Below are 16,324 nucleotides of genomic sequence, written 5' to 3'. Positions count from 1 at the left end.
TACTCTTATTAGCAGTGTGGATTTGTGGATTATCCAGTGTAATCACACCTGAAATCGCGTGTGGAAAACACGGGTTGAACTCTGTTCGAAACATGCTCTTCTCCCCAGAATCAAGGGTTGTCCAATCTTTCCACATCACAATCCACATAGGTTGACAACACTCCATTTAGAGCATTCCTCGGGCTCGTCCGTACTTCATGACCACCGCTTCTGCCAAGTAAAGCGGATGGATGTTGGCGTCCAACGGAACGCTGAGGTTTTTGGCCATTGGAACCCACACTGTGTCCGTCAGATGATCCTGAACGTCTCTTGGCAACTCGGGGAACCGGTCACAGTAGCGCCGAAGAACGTAGTACTGACCGTCGGTCATGTTGCGAAGCTCGCCTACGGTGTGCTCTAAGGGGTGGATTCCGACTCGGTGTGGGGCAACAGAGAACGCCTCCTGAACGCGGTTCTCGTGGACCACGATTGTTCCCGCAACCAGATCGCCTACTCGCTGAAGCCGAGGGTTGACGAACATGGACACAATCCCGATGAAATATGCGCCAGGAAGAAAATCAGCTACTCGCAAGATGTTGCGAGCGGTCGCCGCCGCAAACGTGACCGGCGTCCCATCGAGCATTCGAACTCGAATCCCCGCCATTTTTTTCCCTAAGGTCACCCCGTTCATCAGCCCTTCGCAAAAGATGAAGTAGGCAAACGGTCCCATGGAGGCGAGAAACATTGTGACCCCGAGCGCAAACCCTGAGAACAGCCCTCCTGTGAAGAAGCCCATCAGTCCGATGAAAGTAAGCAAGGCATAAATCGCCAGAATCAGGATGATAATGTCCACGAAGTTGGCCAAACAGCGGCTACCTAACCCCGCGAGGCGGTAAGTTAGAACGGTCTTTTCCGGTGTGAGGACGGCAGTCTCCAGCGGCACAACGTGTAGTGTACTGAGAATGAGCGGCGAACCTAACGAGTTTGGAAAATCGGATGCGTTCTTCGAACCGAAAGTGGTTCGCGCCGTGATGGTGCCAACGCGGCGGCTCTGGTGGTTCGTCGTTGCCGGTGCGCCAATCATTGTTGTTTCAACACTCATCGGGATGGGTTGGATGCTGTACGCATACAACCTCCTGCTGGGTACGGTCGCGGTTCTTACCTACCAATTTGGGGCTTCGGTCGAAGGGCTTCGAATTCGGAGGAGGATGGATGCAGTTCTTTCGGTTCGGGCGCGGAACCGGGTTCTTTTCGAACTGGAGAATGAGAGCGGGATCGCGATTTCTGGGCTCGTACGGGAGGAGGTTCCGGCTACCTTTAGCGGCGAATCCAATGAGGCGGAATTCAAAGTCGCTCCCGGCCACAAGTTTGGTTTTGAGTACACATTGATTCCGCCTGAGAGGGGCAGGGAGAGCTTGCGTGGCACCTTTTTAAGGCTTGACTGCCCGTTGGGGTTAGTTCAAAAGCAGGTCGAACTCGAAACCAGCCAAGACGTCAAGGTGTATCCCAACATCCTCGCGCTTCGCGAATTCGCCTTGCTCAACCAGCAGGGCCGGCTGCGCGAAGTAGGCGTGAGAATTTCGAAAATGCGCGGGCTGGGCACTGAGTTCGAGTCTCTGCGTGAGTATGCCGACGGCGATGACTACCGCAAAGTGGACTGGAGTGCCACCGCTCGCCGAGGAAAGCTCATCGTTCGGCAGTATGAAGTTGAGCGCAACCAGGCGGTCATGATCTGCGTCGATTGTGGGCGCCACATGCTGGCCGAAATCGGCGGGGTTCGTAAGCTTGATCTGGTTCTCGACGCAATCCTGATGCTGATTCAATCGGCGATTGCCGCCGGAGACAATGTTGGCTTCCTCGCTTACGGTGCCGACGTGATCACCTACGTTCCACCCAAGAAAGGGCAACGCCAGCTCGGGGTGATCTTGAACGCAATGTACGGGCTGGTCGCAGAGCCAGTCGAGAGCGACCCGGTCCGAGCTTTTGGCTATCTTTCGGCCCGCCACAAACGTCGCTCGCTGATGGTGAATTTCACCGGATTAGAAGACCGGGACATGGCAAGGGATGTCGTTCAGAGCTTTGGCACGATGGCCCGCAGTCACCTTGCGTTGCTCGTCAACATTGCCGATCCTCGATTCCGCGAGATCCTGCGCAAAGAACCCGAGAACCCGGATGAGTTGTTCAAATTCGCCTCGGCTCACTTTTTGACTGACGAGCGACGCCAAGCGGCTTCCCTTCTCCAAACCGCCCATCTGAACGTGCTCGACTCTGAGCCACAGGATTTGGCGAAGGATTTGGTTTCCTACTACCTTGATGTAAAGTCAAGGGGTCGGCTCTAACGGCTCAGAAAAGCTGGTGTTCGTAGTAGCTTTGGGTTAAGGTTGTTCGGGATGGCACGGCAGTTGCCATATGTTTTGGCTGTATCATGCGGTTGACAAACGGAGGGACTATGGAGCCAGGCGATGGATTTACCTTGGACGGAATCAAGCCAAAATTGCTTCTAGGTGAGACGAATGCTCCATGGTCGAACGGCGCGTTCTTGGCCGTCAGTATCGCCTATGTTGGCGGACTTCCCGACCACGCAGACTTGGCACTTCCATTGCTCAGGCAGCTTGGGATGCCAGCGACCTTTTTCATTGATCCACTGACGATGCTCGACGATGTTCGCCGGTGGGAGACGATTCGCACGACCGAACACGAAGTCGCGTTGGCGCCGTTTATGAGCGCTCAGCCGACCGGGTTCCTCCCCTCTTGGACCCAGGGAGCCTTTGGCGACGAAGTCCGCTCAGCCAAGCGTTTCTGTCGCGAGGTGTTTGGGGTGAGTCCGAAGAGCCTGTACCATCCGGGGGCGACTCTATACGGCGATAAGGCCAACTTCTCACCGATCATCGAACGAGAGTTCGATAACGTGGTGACCTCGGTGCGAGGTATCAATGGACCGCTGACGCCCTCCCAGCATCTCACGTCTAGGCCACTGACGTCGTACCCCGATCCTGACTTTCGCTCGCTATTGGCTGTCGAGGAGCCTAACTGGCTCATCATTCCGTTCGGACCGCTGTTCGAGGGTGACAACACCCGGATTCTGATACACCGCATGATGCTGGAATCGCTCAACCGTGAGCGAAAGAACTTGCGGATCGGAACCGTAGCGCAAATCGCAGCCGAACTAAGAAATCGCCAGTCCCCGGTAGAATAGCCTTTGATTTTGGTGAGCCTTTAGCTCATCATGGATCGCAAAGGCGCGACCCGCATGAGAGCAACCCGAGAAGAGTATTGGCAGTTTAGTCTCCCTGAGAAGCTCCTTTTCTACGTCTGTGCAATCGCCTCGATTGGCTACATGGGCTGGCAGATTTGGGCCCGAATCCAGCTTTGGATGAGCGGCCGTCCGACTGGAGAAGTTCGCCAAGGCAAGCAGTATTGGATGCCTACTCGGGTGGGTCTAGAACGTTGGTTTGGTAAGGTTTGGACCTATATACTTCTACAAAAGAAGGTCCGCAGCAGCCGCCCGAAGACGGGTGCGCCAATGCACCTGATGATGTTCTATGGGTTCCTGGCGCTCTTTGTCGCGACCACCCTGCTCGGCATCAACACCTACTCACCAATCAAGTTTCACCAGGGTTCTTACTACCTTGCTTATGAGGTGATCTTCGACACCCTGGGGCTTCTCCTCCTATTCGGGCTAGTGTGGGCAGTTGTTCGACGAGGGACGACGAAAGAGCCGATTTCGAAAGACAACGTGGACATGCAGGTCCTCTGGCTCCTGCTGTTGATCACCGTCAACGGCTACTTGCTCGAAGCCGCCAGAATTGCCATCAACCCACAATCTCAGCAAGGTTGGGATTCCGTTTCCTGGGTTGGGTTTGCCCTGGCGAAGCCGCTTGCATCGCTGAAGGGCAACGTCCTCGCTTACAAGGCCCTCTGGTGGTTCCACGCGCTCTGCGTCTTCGCTTTCTTCGTCCTCATTCCACGGCTTAAGCTCCGCCACATTGTCCTCGCCATTTTCAGCGCGGCGGGCTCCCCGGATACCCACATGGGCAAGCTCCGAACAATTCCAATGGAAGAAGTAGAGCAGACTGAGCAGATCGGGGTGAAGTACGCGAGGGATTATTCGCGCTGGCACCTGATGTCCCTCGATGCCTGTATGGAGTGCGGACGCTGTACCGAAGTCTGCCCCGCGAATGCCGTCGGCAAGATTCTCAATCCCAAACAGATCGTCCAAGACCTCCGCGGTGCGATGGCAAGTGGAGCTGAAGTCGTCCCTTCTCTCGATCCCGAAGCATTGTGGCAATGCACCACGTGCAACGCCTGTGTCGAAGCCTGCCCGGTTCTCATTCGCCATGTCGACATCATCGTCGACGCTCGCCGAAACATCGTCTCCGAAGGCGGTCTCAGCGGCTCGGCGGCACTGGTTTTGCGTCAAACTGCCTCTACGGGAAATGCCTGGGGAACTAGCGGAAACCGCGAGGAATGGATGCAGGGCTTCGATATCCCGCTTGCCCGAACAACTTCCGAGTTCGAATACCTTTTCTGGGTCGGTTGCGCAGGAGCTACCGATGCAGGAGCCATCAAGACGACCAAAGCCGTTGCGGACCTTTTGAAGAAAGCAGGAGTTAGCTTTGCTTGTCTTGGCAATGAGGAGGCTTGCACTGGCGACCCAGCTCGCCGCCTGGGCGAAGAATTCCTTTTCCAAGAAAAGGCGATGGAAAACGTCTCCGCGTTCGAGCGGTACGGCGTCAAAAAGATCGTCACCGCCTGCCCCCACTGCTTCAACTCACTGAAGAACGAGTACGGCGACTTCGACGCCAAGATCGAAGTATTCCATCACACGCAGCTGCTTCAGAGCCTGGTTTCGAAGGGCAAGTTGCTCGCCGCTAAGCCCGAAAAAGGCTCGGTCGTGATGCACGATCCGTGTTACTTGGGCCGGGTGAACGATGAGTCCGAAGCTCCCCGCGCCTTGGTTGAAGGCATGGTTAACCCCGAGTTTCACTCACAGAAGACCCGCTGCTGTGGAGCTGGAGGCGGTCGAATGTGGATGGAAGAGCCGCTCACAGAGCGACCTTCCAACGCCCGTGTCGAGCAGCTCCTCGCCACTGGCGCCAAAACCGTCGCCCTGGGTTGCCCCTTCTGTAAGATCATGCTTGACGCCAGCGTCAAGCAGGTTACGGATGAGGAGATCAACCTGGTTGATTTGGCGGAAATGCTACAGGCGGCAAACTCCAAAACCCCGGTAACGTAGACAAAGATCATGATCGACCCCGGCTTCGCTCGCCTTCAAGGAACCTACGTTGGAACTATGTTCTTCCATGACCTGTTCCAAAACAAGGACCTGGAGATGCCTATCCAAGTCCGGTTCGGCGACGGAGTCTACGATACCAAATACCGCTACGCTCCCCCGAAGTACCAGTGGGCGGTCGACGCCATCGAGGTGAGCGAAGACGGGACTCAGTGGGTCGAACGAAACCTCAGCGAGAAGTTCGTGTTCCAGCTCAAGAACTGGCGTGAGTTTCAAGCTGGAAGGTCTAACTGGTTCGAGATCGAACGCCCCCAGATCACTGAAAACTTCATCGGCCAGTTCCGCCGCCGCTGGACCCTCGCCCCAAACGGCGACCTAACCAGCGAGAAATGGCTCAAGCCAAACGGCAAAGAGTGGGAAGTTAGTCATCGAATGGTCCTAACCCGTAGCCATTAAGGCGCAACAAGCGTATCCTTGTGTCGAATGCTAAGTCTGAATTCGGTGTCGAAGTCATTTGGTGCTCGCAAAGCAGTGAGCGACGTGTCATTCGAAGTGCAACGAGGAGAGTTCTTTGGTCTACTGGGACCGAACGGTGCGGGAAAAACCACGACGATCTCCATGATTGTAGGTACCCTCGCCGCCGACTCCGGTGAGCTCCAACTGGAGGGCGAAGTAATGAGCCCCGTCGCCTTTAGCCAGAAGTCCAAAATAGGTTTCGTCCCCCAAGAAATCGCCTTGTACGAAGACTTATCGGCCAATGCCAATCTACAGTTCTTTGGAAGCCTTTACGGACTAAGTAACGTCTCGGAGCGGTGCTCCAAGGTTCTGAGACAGGTTGGATTAGAAGACCGGGCAACCGAACGAGTTGAGCACTTTTCGGGAGGAATGAAGCGACGCCTCAATATCGCTGTCGCCTTGTTGCACGAGCCGAAGTTGCTCGTACTCGATGAACCTACCGTCGGAGTTGACCCCCAGAGCCGAAATCAAATCTTCGATACTTTGGAAGTTCTCAACCGGGACGGCATGACCATCCTCTACACGTCCCACTACATGGAAGAGGTGGAAAGGCTGTGCTCTCGGATAGCGATTATGGATGGGGGCAAGCTCATCGCGGGCGGAACCAAAGCTGAAATCTCGAATCTGTTGCCCGACCTCAATCTGCTCGCCCTCACGTTTGCCGAGCCTCCACCGGGAGATCTCATGGCATCTCTGATGCTCAAGTATCCAAACTTAAAGGTTGAGGAGTCTGTCGTCACTGTGCAAGTCACAAACCTCGAGAACGATGTCGCGTGGATCACCTCGCAGTTATCCGGAAAGGCAAGTCTCAAAGCGATTCGGAGCGATGAATCATCACTTGAGGATGTTTTCCTCCATCTGACTGGAAAGGGGCTGAGGGACTAATGTTCAAAGTCATTCTCGCGGTTGTTCGAAAAGACCTCCTGCAATACTTCATGGATCGTCGGGCGGTCCTGATCAGCCTCTTGGTTCCGCTGGGAATCGCATGTTTCATGGCGGTGATCTTCGGTTCACAAGCAGCCTCCGGCGGAAAGCCAGGCACGAAGATTACAGTGCTTGTAGCGGCGAAGAACAGGGCCGAAGTTGCGCCCCTTCTGAATCGATGGAGCAAAGCCGAAAGCCTGACGATCAAAGAGGTTTCCGAACAGGAAGCGAAGGATCAAGTTAAGGCGGGCAAGGCACCGCTTGCTGTTATCATTCCGTCTGGCTTCGTCGCGGGTGCCGCCAATGCTTTTGGAAACAGCACAGCAGAAAAGCCAGAACTGAAGTTCATCGCCGATCCCACAAAAAACCTTGAATCTGGCATCGCCAAGGGCGAACTGATGGGCGGGATCATGGGGGTGATCGTCGAGAACAAATACGGAAAGGCGTTCGCCATGGATCAAAAGGAGAACAGTCCTTATACGACTAAGACTGACGACCTTTCTGAGGAAAAGAAGCAAGATGCCACAGATGACCGGAACGCCACAATTGCGCACGTTTTCGGCGGTATGGCAATCCAGGGGATTCTATTTGGTGCGATTGAATCCGCGATGCTCCTGATGCGGGACCGCCAAAAGGGGCTCCTCAAACGCTTGACTGCGGCTCCAATATCCCCACGCTGGTTCCTGTTGGGCAGAATCTTTAGCTCAACCATCAAGGCCCTGTTTGTACTTTGCGTGGTGTTGATCGGTGGAATCATGATATTCCATTTCAAGATCACGGGTAGCGTGATCGGACTTGCGGTTATGCTATTTGGTTCAGCGTTGATGACCGCCTCGTTCGGCCTCTTCGTTTCGGCCCTTGGGAGGACCGAAGCTCAGAGCCGAGGCTTATCCACTCTAGTCGTGCTCGTGATGACGATGCTCGGAGGAGCTTGGTTTCCTGCTTCCATGTTCCCAGATTGGGTTCAAAGCATTTCCAAGTGCATCCCGGTGCGATGGGCGGTTGATGGGATGGATGCAATGACATGGCGGGGTCAAGAGCTGTCCGCGGTACTCCCATTCTTTGGCGTGCTCTTGCTATTCACTTTGGGCTTTGCCGCGATTGGATTGACAAGATTTCGTTGGGACGCCGAGTAGTTAAAACGGAACCTGCAACATAATCCGCTCGACACTCGCGTACGGTGCCGCTCGAGAGGGGAGCGACGATACGGGCACCTCCTCGGCTGATTGTGCCGCCGGTGGATCCGGCCCCGAAAGACGAGCTAAACGGGAAAAAGACCTCCCTGTCGTTAGAAAAGACTAGGTAATCGGTCTCCGAATGGCGCTTCCTGGTGTCGCTTCCCCTAGTATTCCTACATGGTTCTTTTACCATAGAAAAGAATATTTGTTAAGTTTCTGCAAAAGTTGTTGAAATTTGAGAATAGTTTCCTACACTGGGTCACAACGATCTGGGTCATGGAGAAAATGATGAAAAATCTAACCCGAATCGCCGTTCTTGGACTTACCGTCATCCTCGCTGCCGCCGCGTTTTCACAACGGCAAGCTCTGCCCGCACCGTACGATAAGGCACCCGCATGGACTGTTTCCGCTCCGACGACATTGACAATCACAAAGGCATCGGGGCAGAGTGCCACTGGCAATTTCCTTGTGACTTCGAGCGACCTTGATACTTTCTTGTATCAGCAAAGTTCAGCCCCGTACTTTTACCTCCAAGCAGACCAGTGTAACCACCTTGATGTGAACAACGTCTTTGTGGTCGGCACAAACATCTCAGGGGTAACTGCAACGGTTAACACGGGCCTCTCGTTTAACTCGGCAAACTATGGGTACGGATGGGTAGACATCTTCGTCCCATCTTCGTACTCAGGGTCAGGCTTTGATGTGGAGTACCTAGCAACCGATGCAGTTCTGGACCCCATAAAAGACACGACGCAGGAAAAAACGCTGGTAGTAACGGTGGTGCACAACTAAAATGTTGTTGGTTCCATTCCTAGTCCTCGCCTTTCAAGCGTCTCCCTCACAGACTCTTCACTTCACAAAGAGGCTTCCTTTCGGTGGCGGTACTGTTCCTGAATTTCTGAAGTACCGCGCGGAGCGGTCGGAGCGAGGAGGTTACGTTGCGCAGATTGACGTCATCACGGGAGTGGGGCCAACCCCATTGTTGGACAAAGAGGGTAAGTTTGGAGGAATCTCCAATCCACTTTGGGAGCTCTACAACGACGCGGTGACTTCCGGCTCTCAAACTCCTTCGCCAGGCACGGTTCCGCTGCCAAATAAAGGGATCGACGTCTTTGTTCCGAAGATTCTTGGGTACCACGACTACCTCGGAACGATCATGATTATCCCGCTAGGGGAGCAGCTGACAACAAGTTACAGCCGACTTCCTGGAATGAAAACTCTCAATTTGACGGGTAAGTTCAGGCTCAGAGACTTAGAAAAATTTGGATTTACGAAGAAAATCACCTTCCCATTCTTTGTCGAGAGCCACGAATACTTCGTATCAGTCGGTAGCGTTAATGAGGTTGCATTGCTGCGCGCGGTTGCCTTGTCCGGAGGTCTAAAATTTACCGAGTTGGATGACGAGTACCGATTCGAGGTTGACGCTACAAAGTTGCGAGAAAATCTCGTTCGCAGCAGAGCATTCTACGGGATAGACGACGCCGTTGACTACTTTTCGGCTCGCATGGCCCTAAAGTTCAAAGTTCTCAATCGAATGTCGATTGCTGATATGGAAAGGGCCTGTAAGGAGAAAGAGAAATATACCGAGGATATTGATCAACGTCATCCGCTGTACAAAGATGTTCTTACGGTGATGGATCAATCCTCAAAACGGCTTGCGCCAGAACTACGAGACCGTTTCAAGAATCGTTTAAGTGTTAGGATTGCAGTTTATAGTCTGCTTAACGTTTCGGTCGAGGTCGAGACTTCGCCGGGACGGTATTACACCCTCTAAAACGGAACCTGAAGAACGATCCGCTCGACCACCGCGACGCCCGCCGCGTGGGTCTTTTCGTGGGTCAGTGAAACATAAATTCGCAAGCGCGCCGAGTCAAAACGCAAATCCCGAATGACCACATGTGGCTGCCCCAGCGGGTCATTTAGAATCTCAATGTCCCGCATCAGCAGGGGGATCCCTACCGCCTTGATAACCGCTTCCTTCGCCGCCCAACGCCCGGCGACCTGTTGGGCGTTTTTGCAATACGCCTCTTCCCTTTCCGTCAGGATTTTGGGCACAAACCGCGGGTTACGCATCGCGTGGGCAATCCGCGAAATGTCCACCAGATCGATCCCGACTCCAACAACCACAGGTTCATTATGAGCGTAAACTATTCAGGCTTGCGCTATTTCATCCACGCTCCCGATGGCCAACAGTACGGCCCCGCAGACTTGAACGTGATCAACCAATGGATCGCCGAGGGCCGGATCGTACCAACCACCCTGCTTCAACCAGAAAGCAGCAGTATGCGCATTGCTGCAAGCACCATCGACGGCCTGATCTGGGCAGAGAACCAGACGTTTCAGGCTTACACACCTCAGTCGGTCAGTACCGGTCGCCTTGAACTTCGCGCGTCATGGGTCTGCCTTGCGGGCTCGCTTGTACTCTGTTGCCTGCCGATGGGCTTCCATGTCGTCGCCGGAATCGCTGGGGTTCTCTTCGCCGTCGTGGCTTACCGAAAAGGCAACCAGGTTGCCCTGGCATCCCTGATCCTCAATCTGCTTCTGCTTGCCCTTGTCGTCTTCCAACTCCAGGGCAAGCCAACCCCGTACGATCCTCAGCAACTGATGGACCGCATCAAGGCGTTAACGCCTCGATAAAGAACTCGAGCATCCGATCCTGGCGAAGTCCTGCGTGGCCCTGGTCGACCCCAACATAGAGCCGGTAAGGCTTGTTTGCTCGATCCAAAGCGGCGATCAGTTGGTGGGTGTTTGAAGGGTGAACGTTGTCATCGGCTGTGCCATAGAACAGGCAAAGCTTTCCGGTCAGATCCTTTACGTACTCCATTGCCGAGCCCGCCTTGTACCCTTCCGGATTGTTCTGCGGAGTGTCCATGTATCGCTCCGTGTAGATCGTATCGTAGTGGAGCCAGCTCGTGACCGAGCTACTGGCACACGCCGCCGCGAACACCTCGGGATGACGCACTAGGGCGATTGCCGAGAAGTAGCCCCCGTACGACGTCCCTTCAAGCCCAACGCGGGTTGGATCAATCCAGGGGTTCGCTTTGCAGAGGTTTGTTACCGCCGCCGCAGTGTCGTCGACTTCCACGACTCCGAGTTTTTTGTAAACCGACTGGGCAAAGTCACGCCCTCGCCCCGAGGTTCCCTTTGCGTCAATCCATGCTGTAATGAAGCCGAGCTCGCAAACTGGGTCGGCACCCCGGAACGCTTCCTGCCTCGAACCTGATTCAGGACCTCCATAAACTCTCAAGAGCATCGGATACTTTTTTGAGGCATCAAAGTCCCGTGGCTTGCACAGATAGCCATAAACCGGCGTGACCCCGTCTGAACCCATCACCGAGAAACGCTCGGCTGGTCGGTACCCTGAGTCCTCGTAGACCGAGAGATCCCCCTTGGTTAGTCCCATTCTCGTTTTGCCATTTGCATCTCTCAAAACCGAAAACTGCGGCAATCCGAACTTCGAGGCCCGGTCGATAAACATCGTTCCGTCGGGCGAGATGATTGGGTTGTGACTTGTTGCGAGGTCAGTTAAGCGGATATCCCCCTTTCCGTTCAAGCCGACCCGGTGAAGCTGGATCAGATACGGATTGTCTCCGTCGTGCGCGGTGTACCAAAGAGTTTTCTTATCTTCGTCGAGCTTGACAATGCTCTCACAATCCGACCTCAGGTCGGTCACCTTCGCGATCAGCCCTTTATCAAGCGATCCTAACCAGAAGTTATTGAAGCCGTTCCGCTCGGTCATCCACAAAAAGCTCTTGCCATCCTTGAGCCACATCATACGAGGACTGTTATCGACCCAGCCGGACGGATACGATTCCTGGACCACGACGCTAGATTTGCGACTAACTAGATCGGTGGCGCAGAGCTCCATCACATTCTGTTTGCGGTTGGTTCGATTGAACAGCAACGTCTGACCGTCGGGGGCGAAGCGCACGTTGTAGACGTAGTGGGCAATGTCCGAGTCGGTCGACGGAAACGTCGTGTCGATCTGCTGAGAGCGCTGCGTAGTGACATCGTAAGTCCAGAGCTGAACGGTTGGATTTGGGGTTCCGGCTTTCGGATACGCCTCCGTGTAGAGCTCGTTTTGAACTCCATTCTGCTTTGTCGTCAGGAAATAGTCGAGCACTTTCGACTCGTCGAAGCGGTAGTAGACCAGGGTCTTTGAGTCTCCGGACCACCACATCGCTTGGTTCTGATTCAGCTCTTCTCCATACACCCAACTCGCCGTGCCATGTTTGATCCTCGCCTGAGCCGAGCCGTCTTTGGTGATTTCGATCTTCCCCTCTGCGTTCTCCAGGATGATGTTGGAGTTGGCGTAACGGGCGGTCAACTTGCCATCCGGGCTTACTGCCGTCGTGAACTGTCGTCCTCGTCCGGGCCCACCTTGTCCGCGCCGCACTAGACCTGGGTCCGCCGCCGATTCCTTTGGAGCCTCCGAAAGTGTGCCCGTCGCGATTTCGATGCGTTTTCCGTTGCTCAGTAGAACAAACTTTGAATCCGCCGAAAACCCAGTCGCGGAAGCTGGGTTGGACTTCGCGTCGAGGTTCGGAATCTCCTGGCGAGCCTTCACGTACGCCGCATATCGCGGATGCTTCGGGAGGTCTGACTGAGCAGGAGTGAACAATAGAGGCGCAAAGAACGGCACGAAGCGACGCTACCCCATCGTCGACAAGAGCCGCAAGATGAGCTCGTTCGCCTACTTCCTGTAGGTCGCCTTTTCCATCTGTCTCAGCTCAAGCGTTATTCCCGCTTCGCCTGACTCCTTCGACCGGGAAAATCCCTCGAGAAGCGCGGCGTACATCCCGTCCGTGATCTCCTGAACGAGCTCTTCCGGTCGCCCCGACAGTATCGCGACTTCGCAATGCACAAATCCGTGCGGACCGCCTTCGCCCATCACCCAAGTGTGCCGCAGCGAATGATAGCCCTTGATCGAAGCCGGACTGATGCTCTCAAACCCGGCCAGCCGGGCTACCAGTGCCTCAAGAATGTCAACGACATCCTGGTTCTCAACGACGTCGCTGGTGGTTTCAAGAATAATGTGCGGCATGGGGGCTACTCCGTGAGGGGGTCATTCGGGTCGACTTCCTTGCCGTAAAGACTCCAGAACGCGACCCACATACAAATCTCGGCGACCGCAACCGCGGTCTTCAGCCATTGCGGAATATTGGGGTTAAAGCTAAAGAACCCTTCGATTGGAGCCGCGATAAAGCAGAGAACGACGCCGGTTACGATCATCATCACCGCATCCTTGGAAGCTCGCCGCAAAGACTCGCCACGGGAGAGAAGACCCGGCACCAAAATCGCCCAACCCAACCGCAAACCTCCTGCGCCCGAAAAGATGATCCCGGAAATCTCGGGTACGCCATGTGGCGCAATTGAAGAGAGCAAGAAATAGAGCTTTCCAACCGCATTCATCTCGTAAGACAATGCTCCAATCAAGGCTCCGTTCTGGATCATCATCCCGATCGAGCCAAGCCCCATCGTGGCGGCCCCAATCGCTCCCGCGATGATCGAAACCGTCGGGTTATTGGAAGCATAGAAGAAGCTGGCGGCAATACTCTCGTCCAAGTTTCGGCCCTCATGCTTGCCATCGGTCCAATCCTTGAAATTTCCTTCCATTCCACCCGCAAAGACGCTGAGATTGTCGTGGTCGTAAGCTATCATGCCGTAGGCGAAAAGGGCACTGCCAAATGCGAGCAGAAACGATGCCCAAAAGAAGGCTTTATTCCTTCGAAACGTCAACACGACGTTCAGAACAAACAACTCGACGGCGCGGAAAAACGGCTTCTTAGGCGCCCGATAAATCAGCGCATGAGCCCGTCCGACAAGGTTGTTCAGATAGTTAGCTAGCGGGACGTTCTGACTTCGAGTCCGAATGACCGATAAGTCCGTTGAGGCTTTCCGATATAATCGAACCAACTCGAACAGTTCGTTCTCGTTGAGGTTCGCGACCCGGACGTCGGCCTTCACGCAAAGAGCTTCGAGCCGCTTCCAATCGGCAATGCGACGGTTCACCAAAGTCTCTTCGTTCATGCGCCCTTGCTCTCATTATAGAGCGGTGCTGGTCGCGCTTGCCTGTGCTGCCGCCTGCCCTGCCGAAATCTACTCCGCAAAGGTTCTTCGGGTCGAAGGCGGATTGATGACTTTTCAGGCCAACGGCACCGAGTTACAGGCAAAGATCGAGCCCAAAACTCACTTCTGGCGACGTCGCTCCCAAGTCGACGCCTTCAAGTTCAACCCCGGCGACGATGTAACGGTCAACGTGAGAACCAACGAAAAAGGAACCTTCCTCCGCGAAGTCTCCGACTCCGAAAGCGCCCGCTGGCTCAGTTTCATCCGCAAAGGCATCATGCTCGGAACGCTGAAAGGCGGAGACAAAGACGGCATCTTTGTCGAGTTCGCCGACGGGAGCCGCTACAAATATCGGCTCACCGAAAAGGCCGCCATCATCATCGGCGGAAACCCCGGAAAAACAGCTGACCTCAAAACCGGCATGGCTGTCTTCATCAAAGGGCGAACCACCAGCACCCTCGACACAAGCATCGCAACCCTTAGCGACACCCCCCTCAAAACCGAGCCCCCTAAGAACGACGACCAAGGAACGATAGTCGGCGAACTCCAGGAGTTTGAACCCGAAAAACGAGTCCTGACCGTCAAGAACGGGGATCAAGAAACCCGTATCGTTCTCGATAAATCCTCCCAGGGAGATATGGCAAAACTAACGAGCAAGGCGTTTGTCTGGCTCGTCGTTGAGCGAACAGATTCTGGGCTACTTCGCGCCATCGAATTTCATGCACTATCATCACGGAATCGTTGAAACTAATCCGCCCAAAAGTGCGTCAACTTGAATAAGAAGTGCGCTCGCCAATCGCATGGCATGGAACTTGCGAGATGGTTTGTGCGCCTAAGTCAAAACTAGGTCGCGTTCGTCGTCTTTTCTCGATCCAACGCAATCCGTCGATGCAGACTAACCCGGTAACCGTGCACGAAGAAGAAGGTATCCCCAGCTACCTCAATCGCCTGACGCAAGAACCCCTTCTTAGCGCAGAAAGCGAGATTGCGCTAACCCGGGCCATCCAGAACGGCGACCAAACCGCCCGCCGCCGCCTCATCGAATCCAATATGCGCCTGGTGATCAACATCGCCAAAGGCTACAAGTGCCGCCACATCCCTATGGAAGACCTCATCCAAGAGGGTGCCATCGGGCTGATGCAAGCCACGGAACGGTTCGACCCCGAACGGGGATTCCGGTTCTCGACCTACGCAACTCACTGGATCCGGCAATCCATCGGTCGAGCCATTGATAACAAGTCAAAAGCCATTCGCCTCCCCGCCCACGTCTCTCAAACCATCCGCCGGGTAGAGAAAGAACGCGCCAAATTTCTACGCGAAACGGGGCATGAGCCGTCAATGCAGGAGCTTTCTGAGCTGATCGGAATCCCGGTGACTAAGCTCCAACAGAATCTGAGCGCTGGCCAGGAAATGCTCTCCCTTGATCTGCCTATTGGGGACGGCGGTAGCACCCTGGGCGGAATGATCAAAGACGAAACCAGCGATAACCCCGAGGATCGGGCCATGCGCGAGTCGATTTTGTCTGAACTAAGAAACGTTGTCTCTGAGCTCAGTGAGCGCGAACAACAAGTCATGGAATTCCGTCTCCGTGGCGACGGCGTCGAAGTCCAACCGGAGGAAATCGCCCAAGCCCTGAACCTGACCAGGGACCGGGTCCGCCAAATCGAGGTCCAGGCCATCCGTAAGCTCAGGATAATTGCGCAGCAGCGAAGGCTCAGAGAACTTCTGTAGCGAAGAGTCACTCTGGCGGGTGACGAGCAGAAGTTGGTGGAGCAATGGGGAGCCCGCCGTGAAGCCAATAGCAGGCTTCCGCAAACCTGTTTTTAGCGAATGAATTTGGAATCACGCGCACGTAAACAAAAAGCCCAAGTTCTACCTTTAAGAACTTAGGCTGGAGCCCCAGACAGGAATCGAACCCGCGACCTCCGCTTTACAAAAGCATTGCTCTACCGCTGAGCTACTAGGGCGTACCTATATTATGGCGAGTTACTCGCCTTTCTTGCGACGGGTTCTGGTTTTGACCAGCTTTGGGGTTCCGTCCGGTGACACACCCAAGCGGTACCCGGCGGGGAGATTCTTCAAGGCCTCGGCAAGCGCAGCGGGCAATTCGACGGCTGATTTACCCTTCTTTGCTCCGCGCTTCTTGCGGGTCGATGGTTTAAGTGCTTCGTAGGCGGCGGAACCGTCAGCGGCCTTGTCCATCGCTTTGAGGCCTTTTCCATCTACTTCGTACAGTTCTGACGAGGCACCAAACGAGAGGAACATGAACTTCCCGTCGCTCATCATCCGAGCTTTGTGAGGGATCACAAACTTCTTAACACCAAACCGAACAGTGAGAAGACCTTCCTTCTCGTCTGCCTTAAACTTGAGGCTATTCTTGACCTCTTGAACATTCTTGCTCATCAATAATTTCCGATCTATTTGC

The 16,324-nt window shown here is 54.6% G+C and carries 17 protein-coding genes and 1 tRNA gene; 11 read left to right on the top strand and 7 right to left on the bottom strand.

Annotated elements, in window-relative coordinates:
- Positions 1-166: 166 nt before the first annotated feature.
- Positions 167-922 (bottom strand): RDD family protein, encoded by a 756-nt coding sequence (locus tag WCK51_03660; protein ID MEI7575965.1) that lies wholly within the window; start codon positions 920-922, stop codon positions 167-169.
- Positions 923-941: 19 nt separating this feature from the next.
- Between WCK51_03660 and WCK51_03655 the strand changes: the two genes are divergently transcribed.
- The 8 genes from WCK51_03655 (at position 942) to WCK51_03620 (ending at position 9,604) form a co-directional block, all read left to right on the top strand.
- On the top strand, positions 942-2,318 hold the full coding sequence (locus WCK51_03655) for a DUF58 domain-containing protein (GenBank protein MEI7575964.1): 1,377 nt from the start codon (positions 942-944) through the stop codon (positions 2,316-2,318).
- 110 nt (positions 2,319-2,428) lie between these two features.
- Positions 2,429-3,175, top strand: coding sequence for a hypothetical protein (locus WCK51_03650; GenBank protein MEI7575963.1), 747 nt, complete (start codon positions 2,429-2,431; stop codon positions 3,173-3,175).
- A gap of 30 nt (positions 3,176-3,205) precedes the next feature.
- Entirely contained in the window at positions 3,206-5,215 is a 2,010-nt protein-coding gene (locus tag WCK51_03645; protein ID MEI7575962.1) for a (Fe-S)-binding protein, read from the top strand.
- Between the two features lie 9 nt (positions 5,216-5,224).
- Positions 5,225-5,668 (top strand): hypothetical protein, encoded by a 444-nt coding sequence (locus WCK51_03640; protein MEI7575961.1) that lies wholly within the window; start codon positions 5,225-5,227, stop codon positions 5,666-5,668.
- A gap of 27 nt (positions 5,669-5,695) precedes the next feature.
- On the top strand, positions 5,696-6,613 hold the full coding sequence (locus WCK51_03635) for an ABC transporter ATP-binding protein (GenBank protein MEI7575960.1): 918 nt from the start codon (positions 5,696-5,698) through the stop codon (positions 6,611-6,613).
- Positions 6,613-7,788 (top strand): ABC transporter permease, encoded by a 1,176-nt coding sequence (locus WCK51_03630; protein ID MEI7575959.1) that lies wholly within the window; start codon positions 6,613-6,615, stop codon positions 7,786-7,788. Before WCK51_03635 ends, WCK51_03630 begins: the two co-directional genes overlap by 1 nt.
- A 327-nt stretch (positions 7,789-8,115) precedes the next feature.
- Complete coding sequence (locus tag WCK51_03625; GenBank protein MEI7575958.1) at positions 8,116-8,622, top strand: hypothetical protein; 507 nt, start codon at positions 8,116-8,118, stop codon at positions 8,620-8,622.
- A 1-nt stretch (position 8,623) separates the two neighbouring features.
- Complete coding sequence (locus tag WCK51_03620) at positions 8,624-9,604, top strand: hypothetical protein (GenBank protein MEI7575957.1); 981 nt, start codon at positions 8,624-8,626, stop codon at positions 9,602-9,604.
- Here WCK51_03620 and acpS read toward each other — a convergent pair.
- The gene (gene acpS, locus WCK51_03615; GenBank protein ID MEI7575956.1) at positions 9,601-9,957 is read right to left on the bottom strand and encodes a holo-ACP synthase; all 357 of its coding nucleotides are present in this window, start codon (positions 9,955-9,957) and stop codon (positions 9,601-9,603) included. The genes WCK51_03620 and acpS overlap by 4 nt on opposite strands.
- Positions 9,958-9,987: 30 nt before the next feature.
- Between acpS and WCK51_03610 the strand changes: the two genes are divergently transcribed.
- A complete protein-coding gene (locus WCK51_03610; GenBank protein MEI7575955.1) occupies positions 9,988-10,467 on the top strand; it encodes a hypothetical protein in 480 nt (159 codons plus the stop codon).
- Here the strand turns inward: WCK51_03610 and WCK51_03605 are convergent.
- The 3 genes from WCK51_03605 to WCK51_03595 are packed head-to-tail and all read right to left on the bottom strand — an operon-like array spanning position 10,445 to position 13,860.
- Positions 10,445-12,472: a DPP IV N-terminal domain-containing protein gene (locus tag WCK51_03605; protein MEI7575954.1), complete on the bottom strand. Its 2,028-nt coding sequence runs from the start codon at positions 12,470-12,472 to the stop codon at positions 10,445-10,447. The genes WCK51_03610 and WCK51_03605 overlap by 23 nt on opposite strands.
- A 51-nt stretch (positions 12,473-12,523) precedes the next feature.
- Positions 12,524-12,874, bottom strand: a complete 351-nt coding sequence (locus WCK51_03600; protein MEI7575953.1) for a hypothetical protein — start codon at positions 12,872-12,874, stop codon at positions 12,524-12,526.
- Positions 12,875-12,879: 5 nt separating this feature from the next.
- Positions 12,880-13,860, bottom strand: coding sequence for a stage II sporulation protein M (locus tag WCK51_03595; protein ID MEI7575952.1), 981 nt, complete (start codon positions 13,858-13,860; stop codon positions 12,880-12,882).
- A 25-nt stretch (positions 13,861-13,885) separates the two neighbouring features.
- Between WCK51_03595 and WCK51_03590 the strand changes: the two genes are divergently transcribed.
- Positions 13,886-14,644 carry a hypothetical protein gene (locus WCK51_03590; protein ID MEI7575951.1) on the top strand — a complete coding sequence of 253 codons (759 nt, stop codon included), beginning with the start codon at positions 13,886-13,888 and terminating at the stop codon, positions 14,642-14,644.
- Positions 14,645-14,682: 38 nt separating this feature from the next.
- Positions 14,683-15,630 (top strand): RNA polymerase sigma factor RpoD/SigA, encoded by a 948-nt coding sequence (locus WCK51_03585; protein ID MEI7575950.1) that lies wholly within the window; start codon positions 14,683-14,685, stop codon positions 15,628-15,630.
- Positions 15,631-15,791: 161 nt separating this feature from the next.
- On the opposite strand, the gene WCK51_03580 is transcribed toward WCK51_03585, so the two are convergent.
- Positions 15,792-15,866: transfer RNA gene (locus WCK51_03580), tRNA-Thr, on the bottom strand.
- A 19-nt stretch (positions 15,867-15,885) separates the two neighbouring features.
- Positions 15,886-16,302: a hypothetical protein gene (locus WCK51_03575; GenBank protein ID MEI7575949.1), complete on the bottom strand. Its 417-nt coding sequence runs from the start codon at positions 16,300-16,302 to the stop codon at positions 15,886-15,888.
- Positions 16,303-16,324 lie beyond the last annotated feature (22 nt).

The sequence above is a fragment of the Armatimonadota bacterium genome, assembly GCA_037138755.1.
Classification (GTDB): Bacteria; Armatimonadota; Fimbriimonadia; order Fimbriimonadales; family Fimbriimonadaceae; genus Fimbriimonas.
Note: the sequence above shows the minus strand (reverse complement) of the source record. Positions and strands in the feature narration are given on the sequence as shown.